General features: G+C 46.6%; 19 protein-coding genes. 12 read left to right on the forward strand and 7 right to left on the reverse strand.

Annotated elements, in window-relative coordinates; translation table 11 throughout:
- Positions 1–16 precede the first annotated feature (16 nt).
- Positions 17–1072 (reverse strand): L-rhamnose/proton symporter RhaT, encoded by a 1056-nt coding sequence (gene rhaT, locus BUR42_RS26025; RefSeq protein ID WP_074242474.1) that lies wholly within the window; start codon positions 1070–1072, stop codon positions 17–19.
- 329 nt (positions 1073–1401) lie between these two features.
- Between rhaT and BUR42_RS26030 the strand changes: the two genes are divergently transcribed.
- The 4 genes from BUR42_RS26030 (at position 1402) to BUR42_RS26045 (ending at position 8436) form a co-directional block, all read left to right on the forward strand.
- Positions 1402–2433, forward strand: coding sequence for a GntR family transcriptional regulator (locus tag BUR42_RS26030; RefSeq protein ID WP_074242475.1), 1032 nt, complete (start codon positions 1402–1404; stop codon positions 2431–2433).
- A 4-nt stretch (positions 2434–2437) separates the two neighbouring features.
- The gene (locus tag BUR42_RS26035; protein ID WP_234979809.1) at positions 2438–5191 is read left to right on the forward strand and encodes a glycosyl hydrolase; all 2754 of its coding nucleotides are present in this window, start codon (positions 2438–2440) and stop codon (positions 5189–5191) included.
- Between the two features lie 117 nt (positions 5192–5308).
- Complete coding sequence (locus BUR42_RS26040; protein ID WP_074242476.1) at positions 5309–6805, forward strand: sialate O-acetylesterase; 1497 nt, start codon at positions 5309–5311, stop codon at positions 6803–6805.
- A 113-nt stretch (positions 6806–6918) separates the two neighbouring features.
- Positions 6919–8436 carry a choice-of-anchor I family protein gene (locus BUR42_RS26045; protein WP_074242477.1) on the forward strand — a complete coding sequence of 506 codons (1518 nt, stop codon included), beginning with the start codon at positions 6919–6921 and terminating at the stop codon, positions 8434–8436.
- A 53-nt stretch (positions 8437–8489) separates the two neighbouring features.
- On the opposite strand, the gene BUR42_RS26050 is transcribed toward BUR42_RS26045, so the two are convergent.
- Together BUR42_RS26050 and BUR42_RS26055 are read right to left on the reverse strand one after the other, a co-directional pair.
- Complete coding sequence (locus tag BUR42_RS26050; protein WP_074242478.1) at positions 8490–9863, reverse strand: chloride channel protein; 1374 nt, start codon at positions 9861–9863, stop codon at positions 8490–8492.
- 225 nt (positions 9864–10088) lie between these two features.
- On the reverse strand, positions 10089–10949 hold the full coding sequence (locus BUR42_RS26055) for an AraC family transcriptional regulator (protein ID WP_074242479.1): 861 nt from the start codon (positions 10947–10949) through the stop codon (positions 10089–10091).
- Positions 10950–11109: 160 nt separating this feature from the next.
- Here BUR42_RS26055 and BUR42_RS26060 point away from each other — a divergent pair, with 160 nt between their 5' ends.
- Positions 11110–12069, forward strand: a complete 960-nt coding sequence (locus BUR42_RS26060; protein WP_074242480.1) for a zinc-binding alcohol dehydrogenase family protein — start codon at positions 11110–11112, stop codon at positions 12067–12069.
- Here the strand turns inward: BUR42_RS26060 and BUR42_RS26065 are convergent.
- Positions 12063–13157: a hypothetical protein gene (locus BUR42_RS26065; protein WP_074242481.1), complete on the reverse strand. Its 1095-nt coding sequence runs from the start codon at positions 13155–13157 to the stop codon at positions 12063–12065. The two genes, BUR42_RS26060 and BUR42_RS26065, sit on opposite strands and share 7 nt — an antisense overlap.
- Before the next feature lie 347 nt (positions 13158–13504).
- Here BUR42_RS26065 and BUR42_RS26070 point away from each other — a divergent pair, with 347 nt between their 5' ends.
- Together BUR42_RS26070 and BUR42_RS26075 are read left to right on the forward strand one after the other, a co-directional pair.
- Positions 13505–14224, forward strand: coding sequence for a DUF4198 domain-containing protein (locus tag BUR42_RS26070; RefSeq protein WP_074242482.1), 720 nt, complete (start codon positions 13505–13507; stop codon positions 14222–14224).
- 37 nt (positions 14225–14261) lie between these two features.
- A complete protein-coding gene (locus BUR42_RS26075; RefSeq protein ID WP_074242483.1) occupies positions 14262–14579 on the forward strand; it encodes a hypothetical protein in 318 nt (105 codons plus the stop codon).
- A gap of 40 nt (positions 14580–14619) precedes the next feature.
- Here BUR42_RS26075 and BUR42_RS26080 read toward each other — a convergent pair whose 3' ends face one another.
- Positions 14620–15756, reverse strand: coding sequence for a glycoside hydrolase family 88/105 protein (locus tag BUR42_RS26080; RefSeq protein WP_074242484.1), 1137 nt, complete (start codon positions 15754–15756; stop codon positions 14620–14622).
- Positions 15757–16022: 266 nt separating this feature from the next.
- On the opposite strand from BUR42_RS26080, the gene BUR42_RS26085 reads away from it, so the two are divergent.
- The 4 genes from BUR42_RS26085 to BUR42_RS26100 all read left to right on the forward strand — a co-directional run bounded on the left by BUR42_RS26085 (position 16023) and on the right by BUR42_RS26100 (position 19497).
- Positions 16023–16610 (forward strand): TetR/AcrR family transcriptional regulator, encoded by a 588-nt coding sequence (locus tag BUR42_RS26085; protein ID WP_074242485.1) that lies wholly within the window; start codon positions 16023–16025, stop codon positions 16608–16610.
- A 77-nt stretch (positions 16611–16687) separates the two neighbouring features.
- Positions 16688–17539, forward strand: coding sequence for an alpha/beta fold hydrolase (locus tag BUR42_RS26090; RefSeq protein WP_074242486.1), 852 nt, complete (start codon positions 16688–16690; stop codon positions 17537–17539).
- A 23-nt stretch (positions 17540–17562) separates the two neighbouring features.
- Positions 17563–18057, forward strand: a complete 495-nt coding sequence (locus tag BUR42_RS26095; protein WP_074242487.1) for a YybH family protein — start codon at positions 17563–17565, stop codon at positions 18055–18057.
- Between the two features lie 81 nt (positions 18058–18138).
- The gene (locus BUR42_RS26100) at positions 18139–19497 is read left to right on the forward strand and encodes an SGNH/GDSL hydrolase family protein (RefSeq protein WP_074242488.1); all 1359 of its coding nucleotides are present in this window, start codon (positions 18139–18141) and stop codon (positions 19495–19497) included.
- A 130-nt stretch (positions 19498–19627) separates the two neighbouring features.
- On the opposite strand, the gene BUR42_RS26105 is transcribed toward BUR42_RS26100, so the two are convergent.
- The gene (locus BUR42_RS26105; RefSeq protein WP_074242489.1) at positions 19628–20077 is read right to left on the reverse strand and encodes a VOC family protein; all 450 of its coding nucleotides are present in this window, start codon (positions 20075–20077) and stop codon (positions 19628–19630) included.
- A gap of 17 nt (positions 20078–20094) precedes the next feature.
- Complete coding sequence (locus BUR42_RS26110; protein ID WP_074242490.1) at positions 20095–20463, reverse strand: hypothetical protein; 369 nt, start codon at positions 20461–20463, stop codon at positions 20095–20097.
- Between the two features lie 121 nt (positions 20464–20584).
- Between BUR42_RS26110 and gndA the strand changes: the two genes are divergently transcribed.
- Complete coding sequence (gene gndA / locus BUR42_RS26115) at positions 20585–22000, forward strand: NADP-dependent phosphogluconate dehydrogenase (RefSeq protein ID WP_074242491.1); 1416 nt, start codon at positions 20585–20587, stop codon at positions 21998–22000.
- Positions 22001–22017: the final 17 nt, after the last annotated feature.

Genomic DNA, 22017 nt, shown 5'->3' on the forward strand with positions numbered 1-22017 from the left:
TTAATTTATCACGAGATCAGTTTTCAAGAGAATTACCATATCCTACCAGCACTACGGAAAGTATGATCGTAGTGATACCGATGAGGATAGTAGCGTATGTTTTTTTGCTGACGCCTTTCCATTCTTTCAATGCAAATCCCCACATGCTGGAGATCAGGATGATGAATGCCATGTGTAAGATCCAGGAGCTGGCGCCATTACCCAGTTTGCTTTCTCCCATACCGTAAAAGAAAAATTGTAAGAACCAGGTGGTGCCTGCAATAGCAGAGAAAAAATAATTGGCGGCCAGCGGGGTCTTTTTATTCGTATAATCGCCGAACGATCTATTCCGCACGTTGAGGATAACGCACCATATCAGATTAGTGGTGAGCCCTCCTAACATGATCACTACAAAGATCACATTATTCTTAAATAAAGGATTCGCATTATTTTCTACAGCTGCGTGGCCCATGGGCTCTCCCGCAGAAATGGCAAAGCTCATACAGGCGCTGAGGATACCTGATACAATAGCCACGATCAAACCTTTTTTCAGGTCAAATTCCTTAATGCTTTCCTGTTGTTTTTCAGGAGAGAGGTCCTTTTCCTTATACATACCCGCTTTACCGCTGATGGCGATCCCCACCAGGCAAACGATCACACCTAACAATACAAAGATGCCCCTGTTGCTTTGCAGCATGGCAGTGAAGGTGTCCCCACTGTCTGAAAAGAACTCTTTATATAAAGGCGGGATCAATGCACCGAAAGCAGAACAGAATCCTAATGCTACTGCCATACCAAGGGACATACCGAGGTAGCGCATGGAAAGGCCGAATGTTAATCCGCCAATGCCCCAGAGCACACCCAGGATGTACGTCCAGAATAAAGTAGAAAAAGGTGTACTGGCAATGATGTCCATAAAGCCGGGAACAGTTAACCAGGCAGCAATGAAAGGAACGATCAGCCAGGAGAAAACGCCGCCGGTGATCCAGTAGCTTTCCCAGCTCCAGCCTTTTACTTTTTTGTAAGGGATATAAAAACTACCACTGGCAAATCCGCCAATGAAATGAAAGATGATTCCTAAAAGTGCTTGCATGGTGGAATATTAAAGGCTTAATCGTTTAAAATTAAAGCATGAGGCAGCTATAACCGTCATGGACTGTCATGCTTTTGGTGTTTACCCTAAATTAAGATAGTATTGGGCGTTAGGGAAATCAGCGGGTGGTTTTTGAGGTTTTTTGCGGGAATTGAGGGCTTTTGATGTTTTTTGCGGTGACATTTCTGCTGAAGCAGGACTGTTCTTTTGACAGGTACCCCGGGTAACTACGGGATGGATACGGGATTGATACGGGAATGCTACGGGATTGATACGGGATTACTATGGTTTTTCATTATCTTGTCTGCCGGATAAATTCCACTGTGCGTATGAAACAACATCCGATCTTCAAGTATTTATTCATCGACGATTTTTCCGCTACACCTAAATATTATCAGCTGGCCAACTCTATTATCAAGGCCATTGCAGATGAAAAGGTGCAGATGGACGATGTGCTGCCTTCCATTAATGAAGTGAGTTATGTTTTTGAGATCTCCCGGGATACGGCGGAAAAGGCATATAAATACTTAAAAGGGCTGGGGGTACTGGGCTCTGTACCCGGCAAAGGATACTACGTGAAAAATGTTGACCTGGGCCGCCAGTTCAAGATCTTACTCCTGTTCAATAAATTAAGCGAACACAAAAAGATCATCTACGATTCTTTTGCCAGTAAACTGGGCGAACAGGCCAGCATCGACTTCTACATCTATAACAGCGATTTTGGTTTATTCAGGAAACTGCTCACGCAAAAACTGGAAGAATATACGCATGTGGTGATCCTCCCGCACTTCAGGGAAAGATGGGATAATGTGGATGAAGTGATCAACGCCATTCCAAAAGAAAAACTGATCCTGCTGGATAAGAAACTGAAGGGGGTAACAGGGGAATATGGCGCGGTGTATGAGAACTTTCAGAAAGACATCTACGAAGCACTGGAGCAGGCGCGGGATAAGCTGCAAAAGTACCAGACGGTTAAGATCATTTTCCCGGAATACTCTTATTACCCGGAGGAGATCTTCCTGGGTTTTCAGCAGTTCTGCCAGAATTATGCGTTCAGCGGTAAAGTGGTGCGGGATATTGCCACAGAAAACATCCAGCCCGGCGATGTTTATATCAACTTAAGGGAAAACGACCTGGTGGTATTGATAGAAAAGATCATTTCCCTGGGCCTGGTGATCGGTAAAGATGTAGGCATCATTTCCTACAATGAAACGCCCCTCAAAAAACTGATCCTCAACGGGCTGACCACTATTTCCACAGATTTCAGGATCATGGGGGAAATGGCGGCAAAGCTGGTACTGGAGAATTCTAAAGAGCAGATAGAAGTTCCATTCTATATTACAATGAGACAATCCTTATGACATAGTGAAACGCATCCATCTTCTTTTATTGACCCTGTTCCTGTTGGAAGCCGCTACCGCCCAGGTAAAGTGGCCGGAGATCACCCGGTCTGCCAAACCCTGGACAAGATGGTGGTGGCAGGGCAGCGCTGTAGACAAAGCGGGCTTAACAGCTGCCATGGTCCAATATGAAAAGGCCGGTTTGGGTGGGTTGGAGATCACGCCTGTTTATGGCGTGAAAGGAAAGGAACAACAGTTCATTCCTTTTCTTACACCCGGATGGATGGAGATGCTGCAGCATACCCTGCAGGAAGCAAAACGGCTGAACCTGGGAATAGATATGGCTACAGGTACCGGATGGCCTTTTGGCGGGCCATGGGTAACGGATAAGGACGCCAGCAAATACTTCGCTTTTAAAAAGTATGTTTTAAAACCCGGTTCGGAACTGCCTGAGCCTGTTACTTACATGCAGCAGCCCATTATCAGAAGTGCCAATCCTTTGCAGAAAGACCTTGTATTAAAGGAACCTGTTACCGCGAATAAAGACTTACAGGCATTGGCTTTAGACCAGGTGCGTTATGCTAAACCATTGCCGCTGATCTCCCTGGTGGCTTATGATGATAACGGGCAGATCACAGATATTACAAACAAGGTAGATGCGCAGGGAAAACTGAACTGGTCTCCTTCCCGCCTTACAACTGTCTATGCACTCTTCCAGGGCTGGCATGGGAAAATGGTAGAACGTGCCGCACCTGGTGGTGAAGGATTTGCGATCGATCACTTTTCTTCTTCCGCACTCGATCACTATCTCGGTCATTTTGATAAAGCGTTTGCAGGATATGATCTTACCACATTGCGGAGCTTTTTCAATGACTCTTATGAAGTGGATGATGCCCGCGGTGAAGCTAACTGGACGCCTGATCTTTTTGAGGCTTTTCAGAAGAAGCGGGGATACGACCTCCGCAGCCAATTACCTGCTTTACTGGCAAAAGATAGTTCAAAGCAGCACCTGATGGTATTGTACGATTATCGCATGACCATTTCTGATCTGTTGCTGGAACAGTTCACCCGGCCCTGGCATCAATGGGCCCGTTCGAAAGGAAAACTGATCCGTAACCAGAGCCATGGATCTCCTGCCAATATCCTTGATCTGTACGATGCTATAGATATACCTGAAACAGAGGGTACAGATATCCTGCGTTTTAAATTTGCCACTTCTGCTGCCCATGTGAGTGGAAAGCCACTGGCCTCGGCAGAAGCTGCTACCTGGCTGAATGAACATTTTCAATCTTCCCTTGGTGATGTGAAACAGGCTATTGATAAATATTTTGTGGGAGGCGTGAACCATATTTTCTATCACGGCACTAATTACTCTCCGCAGCAGGAAGTTTGGCCGGGATGGTTGTTCTATGCAGCGGTACATTTTACCCCGGCAAATCCTTTCTGGAAAGACTTTGCTGCGTTGAACAGTTATGTGGCACGTTGCCAGTCGTTCTTACAATCAGGTAAAAGTGATAATGATGTGTTGCTGTATTTCCCGTTCCATGACCGGAACAGCCAGCCTGCGCGTGAGCTGCTGCATCACTTCGATGGCATGGAAGGCTTTCATGGCAGTAAGTTTGAAGCAGCGGCAAAGGAAATGCTGGAAGGAGGATACAGCTTTGATCTGATCTCTGACCTGCAATTGCAAAAGGCGCAGGTGCTGAATGGCAAGATACATACAGCCGGAGGGCAATACCAGACCATCCTGTTAGCAGGTGTAAAATACCTGCCGCTGGAAACCATAGATAAGCTGATAGCGTTAGTGAAAGCAGGTGCTACTGTGCTGTTGTATGAGCGCCTTCCGCAGGATGTACCCGGTTATTTTCAGATGGAAAGAAGGGAAGCGGCCTTTAAAGAGAAAATAAAAGAACTCTCTTCCGCTAAAAATGTTTTCCTGGATACATCACTGACTGAATTGATGAAAGCGGCGCAGGTGCGGCAGGAAATATTTAAACACCTGCAATTTGTACGCCGCGCTTACAACAACGGGCATTATTATTTTATCAGTAATACTGGTAAAGAGCCGCTTGCGGATTATATCACCTTCAGTTCCAAAGCTACACATGCTGCATTGTTTGATCCCATGCTGGGCCGGAAAGGTGTGGCCGGGACCAAAGTAACTGCTGATGGCAGGTTACAGGTATATGTGAACCTGGAACCGGGAGAAAGTTGTATCATTCAAACAGGTACTTTTACCGGAGAAAGTTTTCCTTATACGGTTCCTTCCGGCGAGACTAAAGGTGTTTTGGGTAAGTGGCAGTTGCAATTCCCGCAAGGTGTTCCCGCTTCCACCGGGTTGATTTCATGGACCAATATTCCCGGGAAGGAATATTTTTCCGGCACTGCACAATACCGCCTCCGCTTTAAAAGGCCCGCAGGCAAAGCCGCCGCATGGGAGTTGAATTTAGGCAGGGTGGAAGAAAGCGCCGAATTGTTCCTCAACGGAAAACGTTTGGCTACCCTGATAGGGCCTGTGTATAAATTGGTTATACCTGCAGCAGCGCTCAAAGCAGAGAATGAACTACGGATAGCAGTAACGAATAGTATGGCCAATCGCATCATTGACCTGGATAAACGGGGAGTGGAATGGAAGAAGTTCTATAACATCAATATGCCTGCCCGTTTACCTGCCAACCGGGGGGCGGATGGACTATTCACAGCTGCGGGCTGGATACCCAAAGCATCAGGTTTGCTGGGCCCTGTTACACTAACACCCCTTCATTATATCAGGCGATGAAAAAGACCGGAAAACATTGGACCGATGTGTCCGGGAAGATCTCCCTGCCAGAAGGGTTAAGGCAGGGAAGCATATTTGCAGTAACCAAAGATGAGTTTAATAAATTAAATCAATAGCATGTACAGATTGATATTTTTTCTATTGCTGAGTGTTCCGGCAATGGCACAGGTAAAGCTCCCCGCTATTATCAGTGATAACATGGTGTTGCAGCAGCAAACCACCGTTACTTTATGGGGATGGGCACAACCAGGCGAAGCAGTGAAAGTAGAAGCCGGCTGGGCGAAAGGGAGCCAGGTCACAAAAGCAGATGCCGCAGGTAAATGGGCCGTACGCCTGAAAACAGGTAAAGCAGGAGGCCCCTATGTGCTGCGGTTCAATGACGTGGAAGTAAAGAATGTATTGCTGGGAGAAGTATGGCTTGCATCAGGGCAATCCAATATGGAATTTGTGGTGGTGCGGCAGAATAATAATTACACCGGCGTGTTGAACTATGAACAGGAGATCGCAGGGGCCAATTATCCAAACATCCGTATGATAGATGTAGGGAATAAAGTAGCCAACGAACCACAGGAGGACCTTTCCGGTAAATGGAAAGTATGTTCTCCGCAAACAGTGGATACTTTTTCTGCCGTAGCTTATTATTTCGCAAAAGAGATACAGCGGGAAACAGGGTATCCGATAGGCATCATCAATTCCACCTGGGGTGGTACACCGGCAGAATCCTGGACTAAACAGGAAGTGCTGGAAAATGATAAGGATTTCAAAGTGATCATGGACCGCTTCCGCCAGCAATTAACAGCATATCCTGCAGCTATAGAGGAACATAAGCTGGCAATGGAAAAGTGGCGGGCAGATACCAGCAGCAAAAAAGGCGGAGCCCCCAGGGAACCCATGGGCCCCAATAACAGCAAAGGACCTTATAAATTATACAATGGTATGATCGCACCGATCGTGAACTATACTTTAAAGGGAGTGATCTGGTACCAGGGTGAATCCAATTCAGACCGTGCTTATCAATACCGCCGTCTTTTCCCGGCCATGATTGCCAGTTGGCGGAAGGACTGGAAGAACAACGATCTTCCTTTCTATTTTGTACAGATCTCTCCGCATCGTGGCCAGAGCCCCGAGATCAGGGATGCTCAGCTCTATACTTACAGAACAGTGAAACATACCGGCATAGTGGTAACAACGGACAATGGAGATTCGCTGGATATTCACCCCCGTAATAAAAAACTGGTGGGGGAACGGCTTTCCCGCTGGGCTTTGAAAAATGAATATGGAAAGGATGTTGTTGTTTCGGGGCCTTTGTATAATGGCTATAAAACAGAAGGGAATAAGATCAGGCTCTCTTTTGAGCATGCAGATGGATTGCAGGCAAAGGACGGGCCTTTGCAGGAATTCATGATCGCAGGGAATGACCAGCAGTTTGTACCTGCGCAGGCAAAGATCGACGGAAATACGATCGTGGTATGGTCTGACGGGGTACAACAACCGGCGGCAGTGCGTTTTGCCTGGAGGAACTTTCCGCATCCTAACCTTTTTAATAAAGAAGGGCTGCCTGCATCGCCCTTCAAAACAGATAACTGGAAGCAAACCACAGAAGGTAAGAATTAGGCCTTCTTAAACCGGTAAGCACGGCTTACCGGTTTTTGTTAACTATTTAATAATCATTTCTTCACATTGCGGTTAACCGGGTGCAGTATCATTGGCGAAATAAACATTCGCTTATGCACGTTAAAAATTTACTTCCTCTTTTAGTAATTGTTTCCTTATTTGCCTGTAACAGAGATAAAGATGAACCTTTCTTTGTTGACGAGGACCCCGCCACTTTTTCCATTGTGAGTACAATTGACATCGGCGTAAAACCCACTAAACCCGGTGCCGCAGAAATTTCTGCTTATGACCCCATCACCAAACGCCTCTTTACCGTATCTAATATTGAAGGAGATAATAAGATCGTAGTGATCGATTTTAAAGATCCTGCCAATTTGAGCGTGATCAGGAGCATTGATGTAAAAGCTTATGGTGCCGTGAACAGCGTATCTGTTTTCAATGGCAAATTAGCCGCAGCGATTGAAGCTGTCAACAAACAGGATAATGGGAAAGTAGTAGTATTCAATACCAGCGACTACAGTGTAGTGAAAGAAATAGCGGTAGGTGCATTGCCGGACATGGTGACTTATAGCCCCGATGGCGCTTACATCCTCACAGCTAACGAAGGCGAACCCAGTGCAGATTACACCAATGATCCTGCCGGTACCGTGTCTGTCATTTCTGTAAACGATAACTACAGCGTGGTGAACCTGGATTTCTCTTCTTTTGCCGCTCAACAAGCTGCGCTTGTTCAGAAAGGCTTAAGGGTAGGGGGCCTTAATACCACTTTTGCAAAAGATATGGAACCTGAATATGTAACAGTTTCCGCCGATTCTAAAACAGCCTGGGTTACTTTGCAGGAGAACAATGCTATTGCCAAGATCAATATCTCCACCAAAACCATCACGGACATATTCCCGCTTGGTTTTAAAGATTATAATACGGATGCTAACGCCATGGACCTGAGCGATAGGGATGGTGGCTTTGCGCCCAGGAAATACAAAGTGAGGGGTCTTTACATGCCGGATGCTATTGCGGTACTGAACAGTGGCGGCATTCCTCATCTCTTTACGGCTAATGAAGGTGATGCCCGCGAATACACTGCTTACACAGATGTAAAAAGACTTTCCAGCCAGAACCTGGACCCTGCCGTATTCCCTGATGCAGTTGCGTTGAAAACAGAAGCACAGCTGGGCCGTTTGAATATTCCTTACAGGGATTGCGATATCAACGGAGATGGGCTGCTGGATGTGATCTATTCCTATGGCGCCCGTTCCTTCAGTGTTTGGAACGGTAACACCGGCGCACAGATCTACGACAGCAAAAATGAACTGGATACAAAAGCCAATGCGGCCAATATTTATGATGATGGCCGCAGTGATGATAAGAGCATTGAGCCGGAAGGTATCACCATCGGTGTAGTAGGTAAAAAAACGGTTGCCTTTGTAGGGTTGGAAAGAGTGGATGCCGTAGCGATCTATGATGTGTCTAATCCTGCAGCGCCTGTTTTCTTACAAATGGTGAAATGTGGCGATGCGCCGGAAGGTGTGTTGCTGATCCCTGCAAAGGATAGTCCTATTAAGAAGAGCTTGCTGGTAGTGAGCAGTGAAGATGATGGACTGATAAAAGTTTACAAACCGAATTCGCTGTAAATAATATCTCATGCTTACAATCAGGGCCTGGTATTTACCGGGCCCTTTTTTATTTAAAAGTGATCTGCATCTTCGCTGTGGTCTGTAATGATCTTTCGTTCTACCAATGCTTTATGGTATACAGAGTGTTTCACATATTTACGGGTGATGAAGTAAGAGATAGCGGTAACGATCATCAGTGGTATGAATAACTTATAGCCCCCTGAAATTTCTGCCAGCAGAAAGATAGCTGTTAGCGGCGCATGCATTACACCAGCCAGTACTCCTGCCATGGCTGTGATGATGAAGTTGGGCGTATTGAGCTGATAGATGCCGGAAAGGTTCACAAGGTAGGCAAACAGAAAACCGGTTAAACCGCCGGTGATCATAGAAGGGGCAAAGATGCCCCCATTGCCGCCGGCACTGATCGTCAGGCAGGAACAGACCACTTTGAAGATCAGTAACAATACCGTCATCAGTACAATTGCCCAGGCATGCTGACTGTAAGATTGCAGCAGCGAATGAGCGGTGAGGGTAGTGTATTCTCCCTGTAACAGGTTAGTGATGGTGGAATACCCCTCGCCATATAAACCTGGTAAAAAGAATATGAGCACACATAAAGGAATCCCCGCGATGAGCCAGCTCTTCCAGTTCATCCTTCTCTTTTCGAAATATCCTTCAATGAAATCTACTGAGCGGGAGATATATACAGAAACCAATCCGCAAAAGATGCCGAGGAAGATATAGAAGGGAATGGCTTTCATACTCCAGCTTTCGCTGGCAATGAAAATGAACTTGCCGGGATAGATGAGCTGTGAAACAACTGTAGCAGTGGCCGTGGAAATAAGTAATGGAATGAAGAAAGGAATACTAAAATCCAGCAGGAATATTTCCAGCACAAAAATGATCCCGGCAACGGGGCTGTTAAATACAGCTGCGATACCACTGGCAGTGCCGCATGCCAGCAACAGCACCGTATCTTTGGCAGAAAGGCGGAGATCGTGTGCTGTGTTGGAACCAATGGCTGCACCGGTTGCTACAATGGGAGCTTCCAATCCAACACTTCCGCCAAAAGCAACAGTGATAGCACTGGTGAGGATGTGGCCGTAGGTATGTCTTTTTTCGATACGGCCTTTATTGGTGATGATATTATGGATGATGAAACCAACACCTCTGCTGAGCTTATGCCGGAAAAAACGGGTGAGCAATAACAGGGAGATACCTGTTCCCAGCAATGGCAGCATGGCAGAGAGCCAGTTGCTGTTCATCCAGTTGTTCATTACATCCACCCGGTGTTCGAAGAATTGAACCGTGATCTTCAGGAGAACTGCTGCCAGCGCAGCTACCACGCCCACTACAAAACTCAGGAAGATCAGGAAGTTGCGGTGAGAAGTGTATCTTGCTCTGAACCTGCCGAGGTGTATCAGCCATCTGTTGAGCTTATCCATGCCGCTAAAATAGGCATTCTGAAATAAACCTGCCGGCTATGCGTTTCGGGCAGGGGGATTTTCTGATTGATTGTGTTGCCTTGCAATACGCCAGGCAGGGGAGGCTCATTGACTGCGTTGCCTGGCTGGCAATACGTTAGGTAGGAGATTTTCTCCATGGTTTGCATTGCCATGCTAGCTGGCAATACTTTCATGAAGGAACATCAAATATCACTCCCTGCAGCATTAGCTATTTTTCTGAAGATAGTCCTTTTTGTATTCCAGTGGTTTTTTGCCGGTGATGGTCTTGAACTGGTGATTGAAATGAGAGATATTATTATAGCCGCACTCATAGCCTATTTCAGCAACATTTTTCTCATCCTCCACCAACAACTTGCAGGCATAGCCGATACGCACTTCCATGAGGAACTGCACATACGTTTTCTTCGTTTTGTTCTTGAAGAACCGGCAGAAGGAAGGGCGCGTCATATGCAGCAACGTAGCCACTTTATCCAAAGAGATCTTCTGATGATAATTTTTGAGTGTGTATTCAAAGATGAGTTTGACCCTTTCCTCATCAGGGTTTCCGGGAGATTGAATGAAACCTTTGGAAGATAAGGGAACGGTTTCTTTGCTATCTGCCACTTCCTGCAACAACCATAACAGGTGTACAAGCTTTTTGCCGGGAGAATCTTCCAGCATCTCTTCGATCATAGCGGCGGCGAGTTCTTTTGTTTTGCCTTCCAGCTTCAGCCCTGTGTTGGATTTGGCGATAATGTGCTGAATGGACTTTGCCTCCGGTAATTCGAGGAAGTGAGGACCCATCATAGCAGGGAGGAATTTCACGCAGATGGTTTCACCTGATTCCATGGCTCCGGCTTCATGCCGGAAACAATGTGGCAGATTGGGCCCCAGCATCACTACATCTCCATTCTGAAAATGCCCGATATGGTCTCCTACCAGCCAGGTACCCGTACTTTTGCGGATATAAAGGAATTCAATTTCGGCATGATAATGCCAATTGTTCAACATGCTCTCCCCCGAGTCTTTACGAACAACGAAAGAGTTGTCCGGCGTGGCCGTCATCTGACGCAATACTGGTTTCATAACGATGTTAATATAGCGCAATTAATTGACCTGAAAGCGCGTCCAAAATTGGTTAGGTTTCAATAAGTTTGTATCCGTAGTCAATACTACACTAAATTTCAGAATATTCATACTTGTTAGCGGGAAAATTCATATTTCTCCATTTTTGTAATATACTCACATGAGAGCATTGATCTGCAGCGCGCCAGGTTTCCTGGAATACCAGGAGACAGAAGCCCCGGAAATGAAGAAGGACCATGTTATTATCCGCATCCGCAGAACGGGTATTTGCGGAACAGATTTTCATGCTTTCAAAGGGAACCAGCCTTATTTCAGTTATCCACGGATCCTGGGCCATGAGCTGGCAGGAGAACTGACGGAGGATATAGCGGGTTTCGCAAAAGGGGAGATGGTCACCTTCATCCCTTATTTTCATTGCGGCCAATGTAATGCCTGCCTGCGTGGTAAAACAAACTGCTGTGTACAGATGAAAGTTTGCGGCGTACATGTGGATGGTGGTATGGTGGAATATCTTTCTGTTCCAATTGCATCCCTTATAAAAAGCAATGGCCTGAGTGCAGATGAACTGGCACTGGTGGAACCACTGGCCATAGGAGCGCATGGAATAAGGCGCGCTGATGTTCAACCCGGGGAGTCCGTATTAGTGATGGGCGCAGGGCCTATAGGTTTAGGATTAGTGGCTTTCGCAAAAATGAGGGGCGCAACCGTAACAGCTTTTGATCTGAATAAAGAACGCCTGGCCTTTTGCGCAGAGAATTTAGGCGTAACCGTTACCAGCGATCCGCAGGGAATAGCAGCGGATGTGGTGATAGATGCTACCGGAAACCTGGCAGCCATCAATAGCGGATTGCAGTACCTGGCACATGGCGGAAGTTATGTACTGGTAGGCTTGCAGAAAGAAATACTCTCTTTTTCCCATCCTGAACTGCATAAACGGGAGGGCACCATTATGAGCAGCAGGAATGCTACCCGTGAAGATTTTGAACAGGTCACCCGGGCAATAAAGAACAAAACAATAAACCCGGTGCGCTTTATTACACACCGGGTTCATTTTTCTGAACTGAAAACTTTGATGGAAAATTTTCCTTCAGACAGTATTAAAGTAATGGTAGACTATTGATAAGTAGTGAACACTACTTTCTCTACGATCACCCCTAATCTTTTTAAACCTGAATTATCAGAGCTGAATTTCTTTTCCCCGGTGAACTGATCATATAATTTAGGATCGCCGGTATTCACTGCACGGAAAAGGATCTCTACACCTTTTTTATCCAGGGCGCCACCTTGCCAGCTATCGGCAATACCGCCATTGGTCCACTCGAAACCATTCACTTTAAAGGGGCGGGTATTCACCTTGGTTACTTTTTCAATCGGGTCCCCGGGTTTGATGCCGAAAGGAGGTTTCCATTTGGAGCGCTCTTTACCGAACATGATGGTTTTGGAGGAATCGCCGTTGAAGATCACTTCCATCTCGTCGTCTGTATCCGGGTAGATCACCCAGGCTTTGCCGGCGGAATTTCCATCCAGGTCATTTACTTCCCGGAGTTCCATATTCTCTTTACCATAGATCTGCTGTAGCTGATCTGGTGTGGTGATCTGGAAGATCACGCGTACATCCCAGTTGCGGGTATCGGCAGGGCCTGCTGCAGGATTGCCGCTAAGTGCAGCCTGTGGCTGATCTGTAGTGGGAGTGGCGGCAGGTACTGTGCTACCAGGAGGGAGGTTAACTGTAGCAGTGGTTACAGCCTGCTGATTGGCAGGAGGAGCCACCATTACGGAGATCACTTTCGGAATAGCACCTATCTTGATCAGCTCTGCTTTTTCTTCCACCAGCGCTTTGGTTTCACCTTTGTATTTATTCACCACATAGGTAGCTACGGGGAACACGTTCCCGGACTGGAGGTTCATGGCCCTTAAATTCGCGATGAGGGTCTGGCGGTTACAGTCGCTGAACTGGAACAGGTATTTGAGGGCCGCATCCAGGGCGGCGGGATCTTTCTTTAATTCCTGCATGGTTTTGTCGATCTCCAGGCCGCCGGAACCACTCCTGTTCATTTGCTCGGTCACAAATACCAGGGCGGGATCGTTGAGCTTCAGGAACTGGGTGGCCATTTTGGAGGAAACATCTTCAACAGCCGCATCTGTAAGTTTCTGCGCACTGGAAACCAGCGGTAAGATCGTAGCAAGGAATAATAAAAACCGTTTCATGTATGATTATTTCTAAATGTTAGAGAGTTACCAATGGATATTAACGTTCAGGATCACTAAATTATGCAATATTTACCTTTTAGGGGGCAATTTGGCCCCTTCTGCCTTATTATCTGCAATTCTCATGCCCTTTCAGGGCTGGTACAAAATTACCAATAATGGCCTGCCGAACACTGAACGAACCGATGGCGAACCTGTGGTGAAGGAATGGTATGGAATGGAAGGGTTAATATGCTACCAGCCCGGCCGGATTTTTCCGTATTGCGTAAATGGAATTTCCGAATTGATTAGTGGCCGCCCTCCTGTAGAATTACTTTTGCGGGGAATTGAACTAAAATACTGGTTATATGAATGTACGACTTTTCTCAATGATCACTTTGTTTACCCTGGCCTGCTCCCAGGTATTTGGCCATGCCCTTTGGATTGAAACAAGCCCTACCGGCAAAAAAGGACAGCCACAGGAAGTACGCGTTTTCTGGGGTGAGTATGCTGACAAAGATATTTCTCCTGTGGATAAATGGTGGTCAGACACCAAGTCCTATACGCTTACCCTGATCACTCCTGATAAGAAAGAGATCAAGCTGACCTCTACGCCGGGTTCTGATCACTATAAAGCAGTTTTTACGCCGGAAAGCGATGGGGTGTACACTGTGTTGTTACAACATTCCGTGAAGGATGTGTATAATGGCAGCAGGCTGGATTATCATTCCAGTGCAGCTGTAGTGGTAGGAAAGAGTAATACAGGCGGTGATGCTACTGCGAACAAAAACCCTATAAGCATTTATTCAATTGCAAAAGGCACCTATAAAGTGAATGAAAGCATTACCCTGCAAGCGCTGTTGGACAAATTACCTGCAGGTGATAAAGAAGTGGAAGTATTTGCACCAAATGGTTGGGGTAAGAAATTATGGACAGATAGTACCGGGTCTGCTAAGTTCACGCCGATCTGGCCTGGCCGTTATTTTGTAGAAGTAGCTGCAACAGATGAAAAATCCGGTGATCACAATGGCAAGCCGTATCAGAAAGTTTGGCGTTGTGCTACCTATTGCATTGAAGTAACGAAATAACCAACTAAAACAATAGACCCCATTTTCCCTCGTTGATGTGAATCAGCGGGGGATTTTTTCTTTTGGGAAGGCCGTGTTTTGCCGCGCAGCAGAGGGCGGAGTTTTTTTTCTTTTTGAGAAGGGGATTGTGTTTGGTGAGGAGCAGTTTTTCTTTTGGGAAGGCGGTGTTTTTGCCGCGCAGCAGAAGGCGCAGTATTTTTCTTTTGAGAAAGGGATCGTGTTTGGTGAGGAGCAGTTTTTCTTTTTGGGAAGCGGGGTTTTGCCACGCAGCAGAAGGCGCAGTATTTTTCTTTTGAGAAAGGGATCGTGTTTGGTAGGAGCAGTTTTTCTTTTTGGGAAAGCGGGTTTTTATTAAAAGGAAAGAAGCCTTCCCGTTTACGGGAAGGCTTCTTAAACTATTTCCGCAACAATGCCGTTGCACACCAAAGAACGGGTGCCTGGCCATGCATATCACCCACCAGGCGTTTTCTATCCAGGTAGTATTGATGATCATTCTTCATGTTAGTACCTTCGCACACTTCACTGATATCCGCATTCGCATCCAGGTAAGTGATCAGCTTCAGCCATGCTTTACGGGCAGCGGGGCCATATGTTTTCTTATCCAGCCATCCTTCTTTCACCCCGGTGATCATTGCAAAAGTGAACATACCCGTGCAGGAAGTTTCCGGCCAGGAGGTAGGATCATCAATCAACTGCCGCCACATGCCATCTTCCGCCTGGTACTTCAGCAGGGAAGCCATCATGTTTTTGTAGGCAGCCATGATACGTGGGCGGTTGGGATTATCTGCCGGAACAGAACGTAATAGTTCACTCATCCCGGCAGCCATCCATCCATTGCCACGGCCCCAGAAGAACGGAGCATTGGGAGCATGATAGAAAAGGCCATTCGGTTTTTGCAGGGAATCCAGGTAAAGGATCATTTCATTCGCCGCTTTATCAATATAAGAACGATCCCCTGTAGCACGGGTTGCCTGAGACTGTACAGTAGTGATCATGAACATATCATCAATCCACAGGCGGGTCTGCCAGGTATAACCTCTTTTATAGAATTCATGAGAAGCAGGTATTACCCTTTTACCTTCCGGAGGCCCCCATTGTTTATCTGCAATGCCTTTGCCCAGTTTAAGATAACGGGCATCTTTCGTTTGCTGGTAAAGTTCCAGGGGAACAGCACCGAAAACAGTATAATCCACATGGTCCGGAACAGGGATCAATGTATCCTGCGCGCCGAACAAAGGTTCAAAGCGGTCCGCCAGTTGTTTGGCCATGGTTTTGTTGCCCGTCACTTTTGCGAAAGTAAGCGCACCATACCAGGCACATGTTTCAGGATAGGTGATCACCTTAGGAGGAACCGGTCTGCCAAAGTTAGGGTGTGGTGAGGCAATAAAATGGTCTGCCACTCTTTTGCCAATCTCCTGCGGTGTAGCACCTTTAGGAAAGTTGGTGAGGTCTCCATCCTTTTGTGCCATGCCGGCTGTACTGATCAATAAGCTGGACGCTGCCAGCCAGAAAGAGAAAGTTGCTGTTTTCATATCGTGAATTAAGAGACTTCTAAATTATGCAAACGATTGCGTAAAACCTAAGTTTTTCATGCGTAAAACTACGTGAAATGCAAGATCAGCAGTAATACGTGGTATTTTACCAAAGCGTGATATTATCTTTACATCGCTAGTCAAAAAATAACTGTTTGTTTGTTGATTCCAATCCCCCTTTAGTAAATGCGCACTTCTCCCCGAGTGCGCATTTCTTTTAAAAGAATATTTGACCGTTTGGTATAAAATACTATCTTTGACTTATTATGTCAGGTAGAAATAAAGAATTTGATGAAAGATCAGCCCTTGCGGATGCAACGGAAGTGTTCTGGATGAAGGGCTATGAATCTGCATCCACGGAAGATCTCCTGCAGGCCATGGGCATCAATAAAGGCAGCATGTACAACACTTTCGGCAACAAACGGGAGCTGTTCCGCCAGGTGTTCGATGAGTTCTCCAAAAAAAGCACTGCCCGCATCAAAGCTATTTTCGACAAACATAAGAACCCTGTTGATGCAGTAAAGGAAATATTCCGGGATGTAACACGCCCTGCAGATCCTGTGGAACATCAGAAAGGATGTTTCTTTATAAAGATCTTAAGCGAGATGAGCGGCATGGATGAAGAAATGGCTGCAATAGCCCGTCAGAAGCTGCTTGAGGTAGAAGCCATCTATCTTATTTATATGAAGAAGGGTATAAAGGAAGGTTTCCTGAAAGGGAATATTCCGCCGGAAACCCTGGCCAAATACCTGGTGAATATGTGGAACGGCATCAGCATCTCCCGGAGGATCTACGGGAAGAAAGACCTGGAGAAAATGGTGGAACTGAACCTGGAAATTTTCAAGGGAGCATGATCTTTTCAAAGGAGCATGACCTCCTTTTTTTAGCATCAATATTTGACCAATCGGTATAGAATTAAATCTCAACAATAATGACACAGTACAAGAACATCACAGTAAACGGATTGAACATTTTTTACCGCGAGGCGGGTGATCCAAAGAACCCTGCTATCCTGCTCTTGCATGGGTTTCCCACTTCCTCTCATATGTTCCGCAACCTGATCGCGGACCTGGAGGACAAATATTATCTCGTGGCACCGGACTTTCCCGGCTTTGGTTACAGCAGTATGCCCAGGGTAACGGAATTTGATTACAGCTTCGATAACCTTTCTGTGATCACGGAGGATTTTATCAATGCCATCGGCCTGAAAAAATTCAGCATGTATGTGATGGATTATGGCGCGCCTGTTGGTTACCGTATCGCAGAACGGAACCCCGAAAAGATCCAGGCGCTGCTGGTGCAGAATGGAAATGCTTATGAAGAAGGATTGACGGACTTCTGGACACCTATTTTCAAATACTGGAAGAACCCTGAGCACACTGAGGAAGTGGCCACGATGCTGTTACCGGAATCAACACGCTGGCAATATGTAGATGGCGTAAAGGATGTAACGAAGATCAACCCTGACAACTGGCAGCACGATCAGTCTTTGTTAGACAGGCCGGGTAACCGCGAGATCCAGCTGCAACTGTTCTTATCCTACGGAACCAATCCTCCGCTGTATCCCAAATGGCAGGCCTATTTTCGTAAATACCAGCCGCCAACCCTTATAACCTGGGGAGCCAACGATACCATCTTTCCTCCATCCGGCGCACATCCTTACAAACGTGATCTGCAAAATGTGGATTTTCATCTCTTAGATACAGGGCACTTTGCATTGGAAGATCATCATAAAGAGATCAGCTCACTGATAGACGGCTTCCTGCAGAAGAACCTGCATTAGAAATATCTTACGATATTTGTTGTATGCAACGTATCCTGTTATCCATCATTTTGCCCCTGCTATTTGCCCTTCCCCTGAAAGCACAAAAGGACAGTGTTCAGCGTGTTATTAATAAGGAAGTGTGGGTACCCTTTATCAAAGCATTCAACGAAGGGAACACGGAGGCTTTCCTTGCGGTGCACAGCAAGGATGTTTCCCGTGTAGTGGAGAATTCCATCTGGGATTATAAGGAGTATGCACAGCATACCCGGGAGGGCAATGCAGCCATGAAAGAGCATAAACAGGCACAAAAGCTGGAACTCCGTTTTACCCGCAGGGTGGTGAATGGAAACAGGGCCTATGATGTGGGTTATTATAAAGGTACGGCTACAGATGCAGATGGCACATCGCGCAGTTATTATGGCAAATTCACGGTATTATTGAGGAAAGAGAAGGGGCAATGGAAGATCCTGATGGACCAGGATTCCCCGGAAGATGCCAGTGAGGCTACTTTTCAGAAGGCTTCGCCGATGGAGTAACCCAATATGTCCCTCAAAAAGACATCTTCTTTTACTTTCTCATAAAAATGAGTACTTTTCGGTCTTACATCCAATAATACCATGCGCTCATTATTATTCCTCAGCATTATTATCCTCGGCTTCCGGCTGTCCACCTCAGCACAGCAATTCAAAAAGGGAGACAGGGTTTGTTTCGTTGGAAACAGCATTACCCACAACGGAGATTTCTGGCATAACGTACAACTCTACTACAACACGCGCTATCCGCAACTGGGCGTAGCGTTCTTCAACTGCGGCATTTCAGGAGATGTAACAGCCGGGATCCTTCGCCGGATGGATGAGGATATCCTTATCCATAATCCCACCTGGGCCGTGATCATGATCGGGATGAACGATGTGAACAGGCCGCTCTACGATGCAAAAAGAAGGGACGAACCGGGCATAAAAGAAAAACAACAGGAAGCCCTGGTGGTCTACAAAAGGAACCTGGACAGTATTATCAATATCTTCCTGGCCAAAGGGGTGAAAGTGATCCTGCAAACGCCTTCTATTTACGACCAGACTTCCAAAATGGCGTCCAATAACCTCTTTGGTGCAAACGATGCTTTGAAGACCTGTGCCGGCTACATCAAAGAATTTGCTGCAAAGTATAAACTACAGGTAGTGGATTACTGGACGATGCTCTCTACACTGAATGCACAGGTACAGCAAACAGATTCCATGGCCACGCTGATCAGCCAGGACAGGGTACATCCTGCCGGAGTAGGGCATTTGCTGATGGGCTGGGAATTCCTGAAAACCATTAAAGCGCCGGCAGTAGTAGCGAACATTGTAGTAGACCAGGATACAAAAATGAGCCAGGGCAAAAGCGCCAACTGCGTGATCTCTGACCTGAAACGTGATAGATCCACCATCTCTTTTACTGTATTGGAAAAGGCCCTGCCTTTCCCGGTGCGGGAAGATCAGCAGAAAGCGCTGGAACTTGTGCCATTTACAGATAACCTGAACAGGGATATAGTACAGTTCAATTACCTGGACCCGGGTAATTACGTGCTGCAGATTGATGATGTGGAAATTGGAAAATACTTTTCCGGAGAGCTGCAAAGAGGGCTAAACCTTGCGCTGGTACCTAATTCCCCGCAATATCAACAGGCCCTGAAAGTACAGGCTTTGTACCAGAAACACTGGAAGCTGGAAGGTCAGATGCGCTTGCTTCGCCTGATGGAATACCGCCATCTCAATGTGGTAAAGGGTAAGGAGAAACTGGAAAACGTGCAGCATTACTTTGATACGGCGTTGGTGAAAAAGCCGGATACGGATGGCATGAAGAAGAATTTCATCCAGTACCTGAAGGACAAACCGAAGGAGGCTGAGATCATGCAGGCACTGAAGGGCTCACTGGATTCTCTGCCACTGCTGAATAAAACAGTAGCACATAAGTTTGTATTGAAGAAGCAGTAGAACAAATTCCTGCTAAACAAACAGCGCAAACACACTTTCTATAAAGCATTTCGGCCTGATATCGTTGAGATATCAGGCCGAAGTATTTTATCCTGGTTCGTAGAAGGTCTGCAAATTCAGCCTGAGTTTTTTACTTAGTCGCATCATTCACTTCCACCCAATATCCATCCGGGTCCTGCAAATAGATCTGTTTCACGCCATCTACCCTTACCGTCAGTTTTTTCTTTTCCCCTGCCCAGTTGATATATTCCATCCCTGCTTTTTCCAGCCGTTCAATAAACGCTTCCACAGAAGGCACACTGAAACAGATATGTGTATTCCGGTCGCCCTGCTGTTTGGCCTTTGCGCCTGCGATCAGGTGTAAATGGCTGGCAGGTCCAACGGCGAACCAGGTATGTTTGCCGTCATGGAAAGGTTCGGGAATGGTATCCAGCCCCAGCAGATCGCGGTAAAATACAGTGGCTTTCTGCAGGTCCTGCACATATAGGGCAATATGGTTCAAAACAGGGCGTGTTCTGCTTTGCGCGGCAACAGTGAGTGCGGCGCAGGAGAAAAGACCAAGAAGAAGGATTTTTTTCATAACGGAAGACAAGATACTTATCTCCTGTTATATAAAGGAACTCTTTTAGGAAGATTTAACGGAATGATCAGGAGGATGGACATGAGGAAGGTAACGGTTATAAAGAACCCGCCTACCAGTACCAGCGTGGTGGAATCCTTGCCGGCGGAAACCACGTCGTTGGCTTCATCCGCCAGTGCCAGTGAAAAGTAGATAGCCGCAAAAAGTACAATGCCGCCAACAGCCATTCTGGCCACCTCGGATTTAAAGAACAGGAGTGTGCCGAAAATTAATACCAGGATAAGTGAGAGGAAGTTGATAGCAGCACCGCCGATTTGGATAGCAATGGCCAGGGCAATGAAATAGATACAGGGGAGGTAATGTCTTAAAAGTGTCGATTTTTTCATCTGTATTGGGATTATTATGGGATTAGTAGGAGTAAGATAGCCCCATTCTTCCTGTTTTCCTATAACATTTTTGTGCCTATTTTTGGTAATTTCGCCCCACTATACAACAGTAAATTTCTATATGGCAAATAGCTTGTATGAATTTGGAATGATCGGTTTGGGCGTGATGGGGCGTAATCTCCTGCTCAATATGGCGGATCACGGGTTCGCCGTGATCGGCTTCGATAAAGACGCTGAAAAGGGCAAGGCCCTGGAATCGTCTGCCACAGCGGGCACCCGCGTAAAAGGAGTGGTAACGCTGGAAGACATGATCAACCAGCTGCAAAGCCCCCGGAAGATCATGATGCTCGTTCCGGCCGGCAAACCGGTGGACGATGTGCTGGAAGCCCTGAAGCCTTTGCTTTCTCCGGGAGACATTATTATAGATGGTGGGAATTCCCATTATACAGATACCCTCCGCAGGGTGATCTCTGTGAAAGCTGCCGGATTCCATTTCATGGGAGTGGGCGTTTCCGGGGGAGAACAGGGAGCCAGAACAGGCCCCAGTATTATGCCGGGAGGAGACCAGGAGGCTTACGCTCATGTAAAACCCTTACTGGAAGCCATTGCAGCCAAAGTGAACAACGAACCCTGCGTGGCCTATCTCGGAAAAGGTGCTGCCGGCCATTATGTGAAAATGGTGCACAATGGTATTGAATATGCCATTATGCAACTGATCAGCGAAAGCTATGAGCTGCTGAAAAAAGCAGGCCTGAACAACGACCAACTCCATGAAGTATATAAAGAGTGGAACAGCGGCCCCATGCAATCCTACCTGCTGGAGATCACGGCAGACATCTTCTTACAGAACGACGATAAATCCGGCCAGCGGATGATAGACGTGATCCTGGATAAAGCAGGGTCTAAAGGAACGGGTAAATGGACTTCGCAGGATGCGATGGACCTGGCTGTTCCCGCTACCATCATTGATACGGCTGTATCCATGCGTACTATTTCTGCTTATAAAGAAGAAAGGGTAGCAGCGTCTAAGATCTACAAAGAACCTAATATTCCCATTTCTACCGAAACCAGTCTGTTCATTTCCCAGGTAAAAGATGCGTTGCAGTTTGCCACCATTATGTGTTATGCACAGGGCATGGCCATGCTGCACAGTGCCTCTTCCGCATTGGAAATGGATATTCCTTTACCGGAAGCGCTGAAAGTATGGAGAGGTGGTTGTATCATCCGTTCTGCCCTGTTGAGTGTTTTCTACGATGCGCTGAAACAGGCCCCGGAATTACCGAACCTTTTGCTGAATACCGCAGTAGCGGAAGAAGTGAAGAGCAAAGAGCATAACATGCGTGCCGTACTGGTACAGGCTACGCAAACCGGTTCTCCGGCTGCAGGGTTCATGGCAGCGCTCTCTTATTTCGATGCTTACCGCAGCGAAAAGCTCCCTACTAACCTGGTGCAGGCGCAACGTGATTACTTCGGCGCCCACACTTATCAACGTATAGATATGCCCGGTAGTTTCCATACCACCTGGCTGCATCATTAATCATTTTTACTTTTTTT

Origin of the sequence: Chitinophaga niabensis, from assembly GCF_900129465.1 — a bacterium.
GTDB classification, from domain to species: domain Bacteria; phylum Bacteroidota; class Bacteroidia; order Chitinophagales; family Chitinophagaceae; genus Chitinophaga; species Chitinophaga niabensis.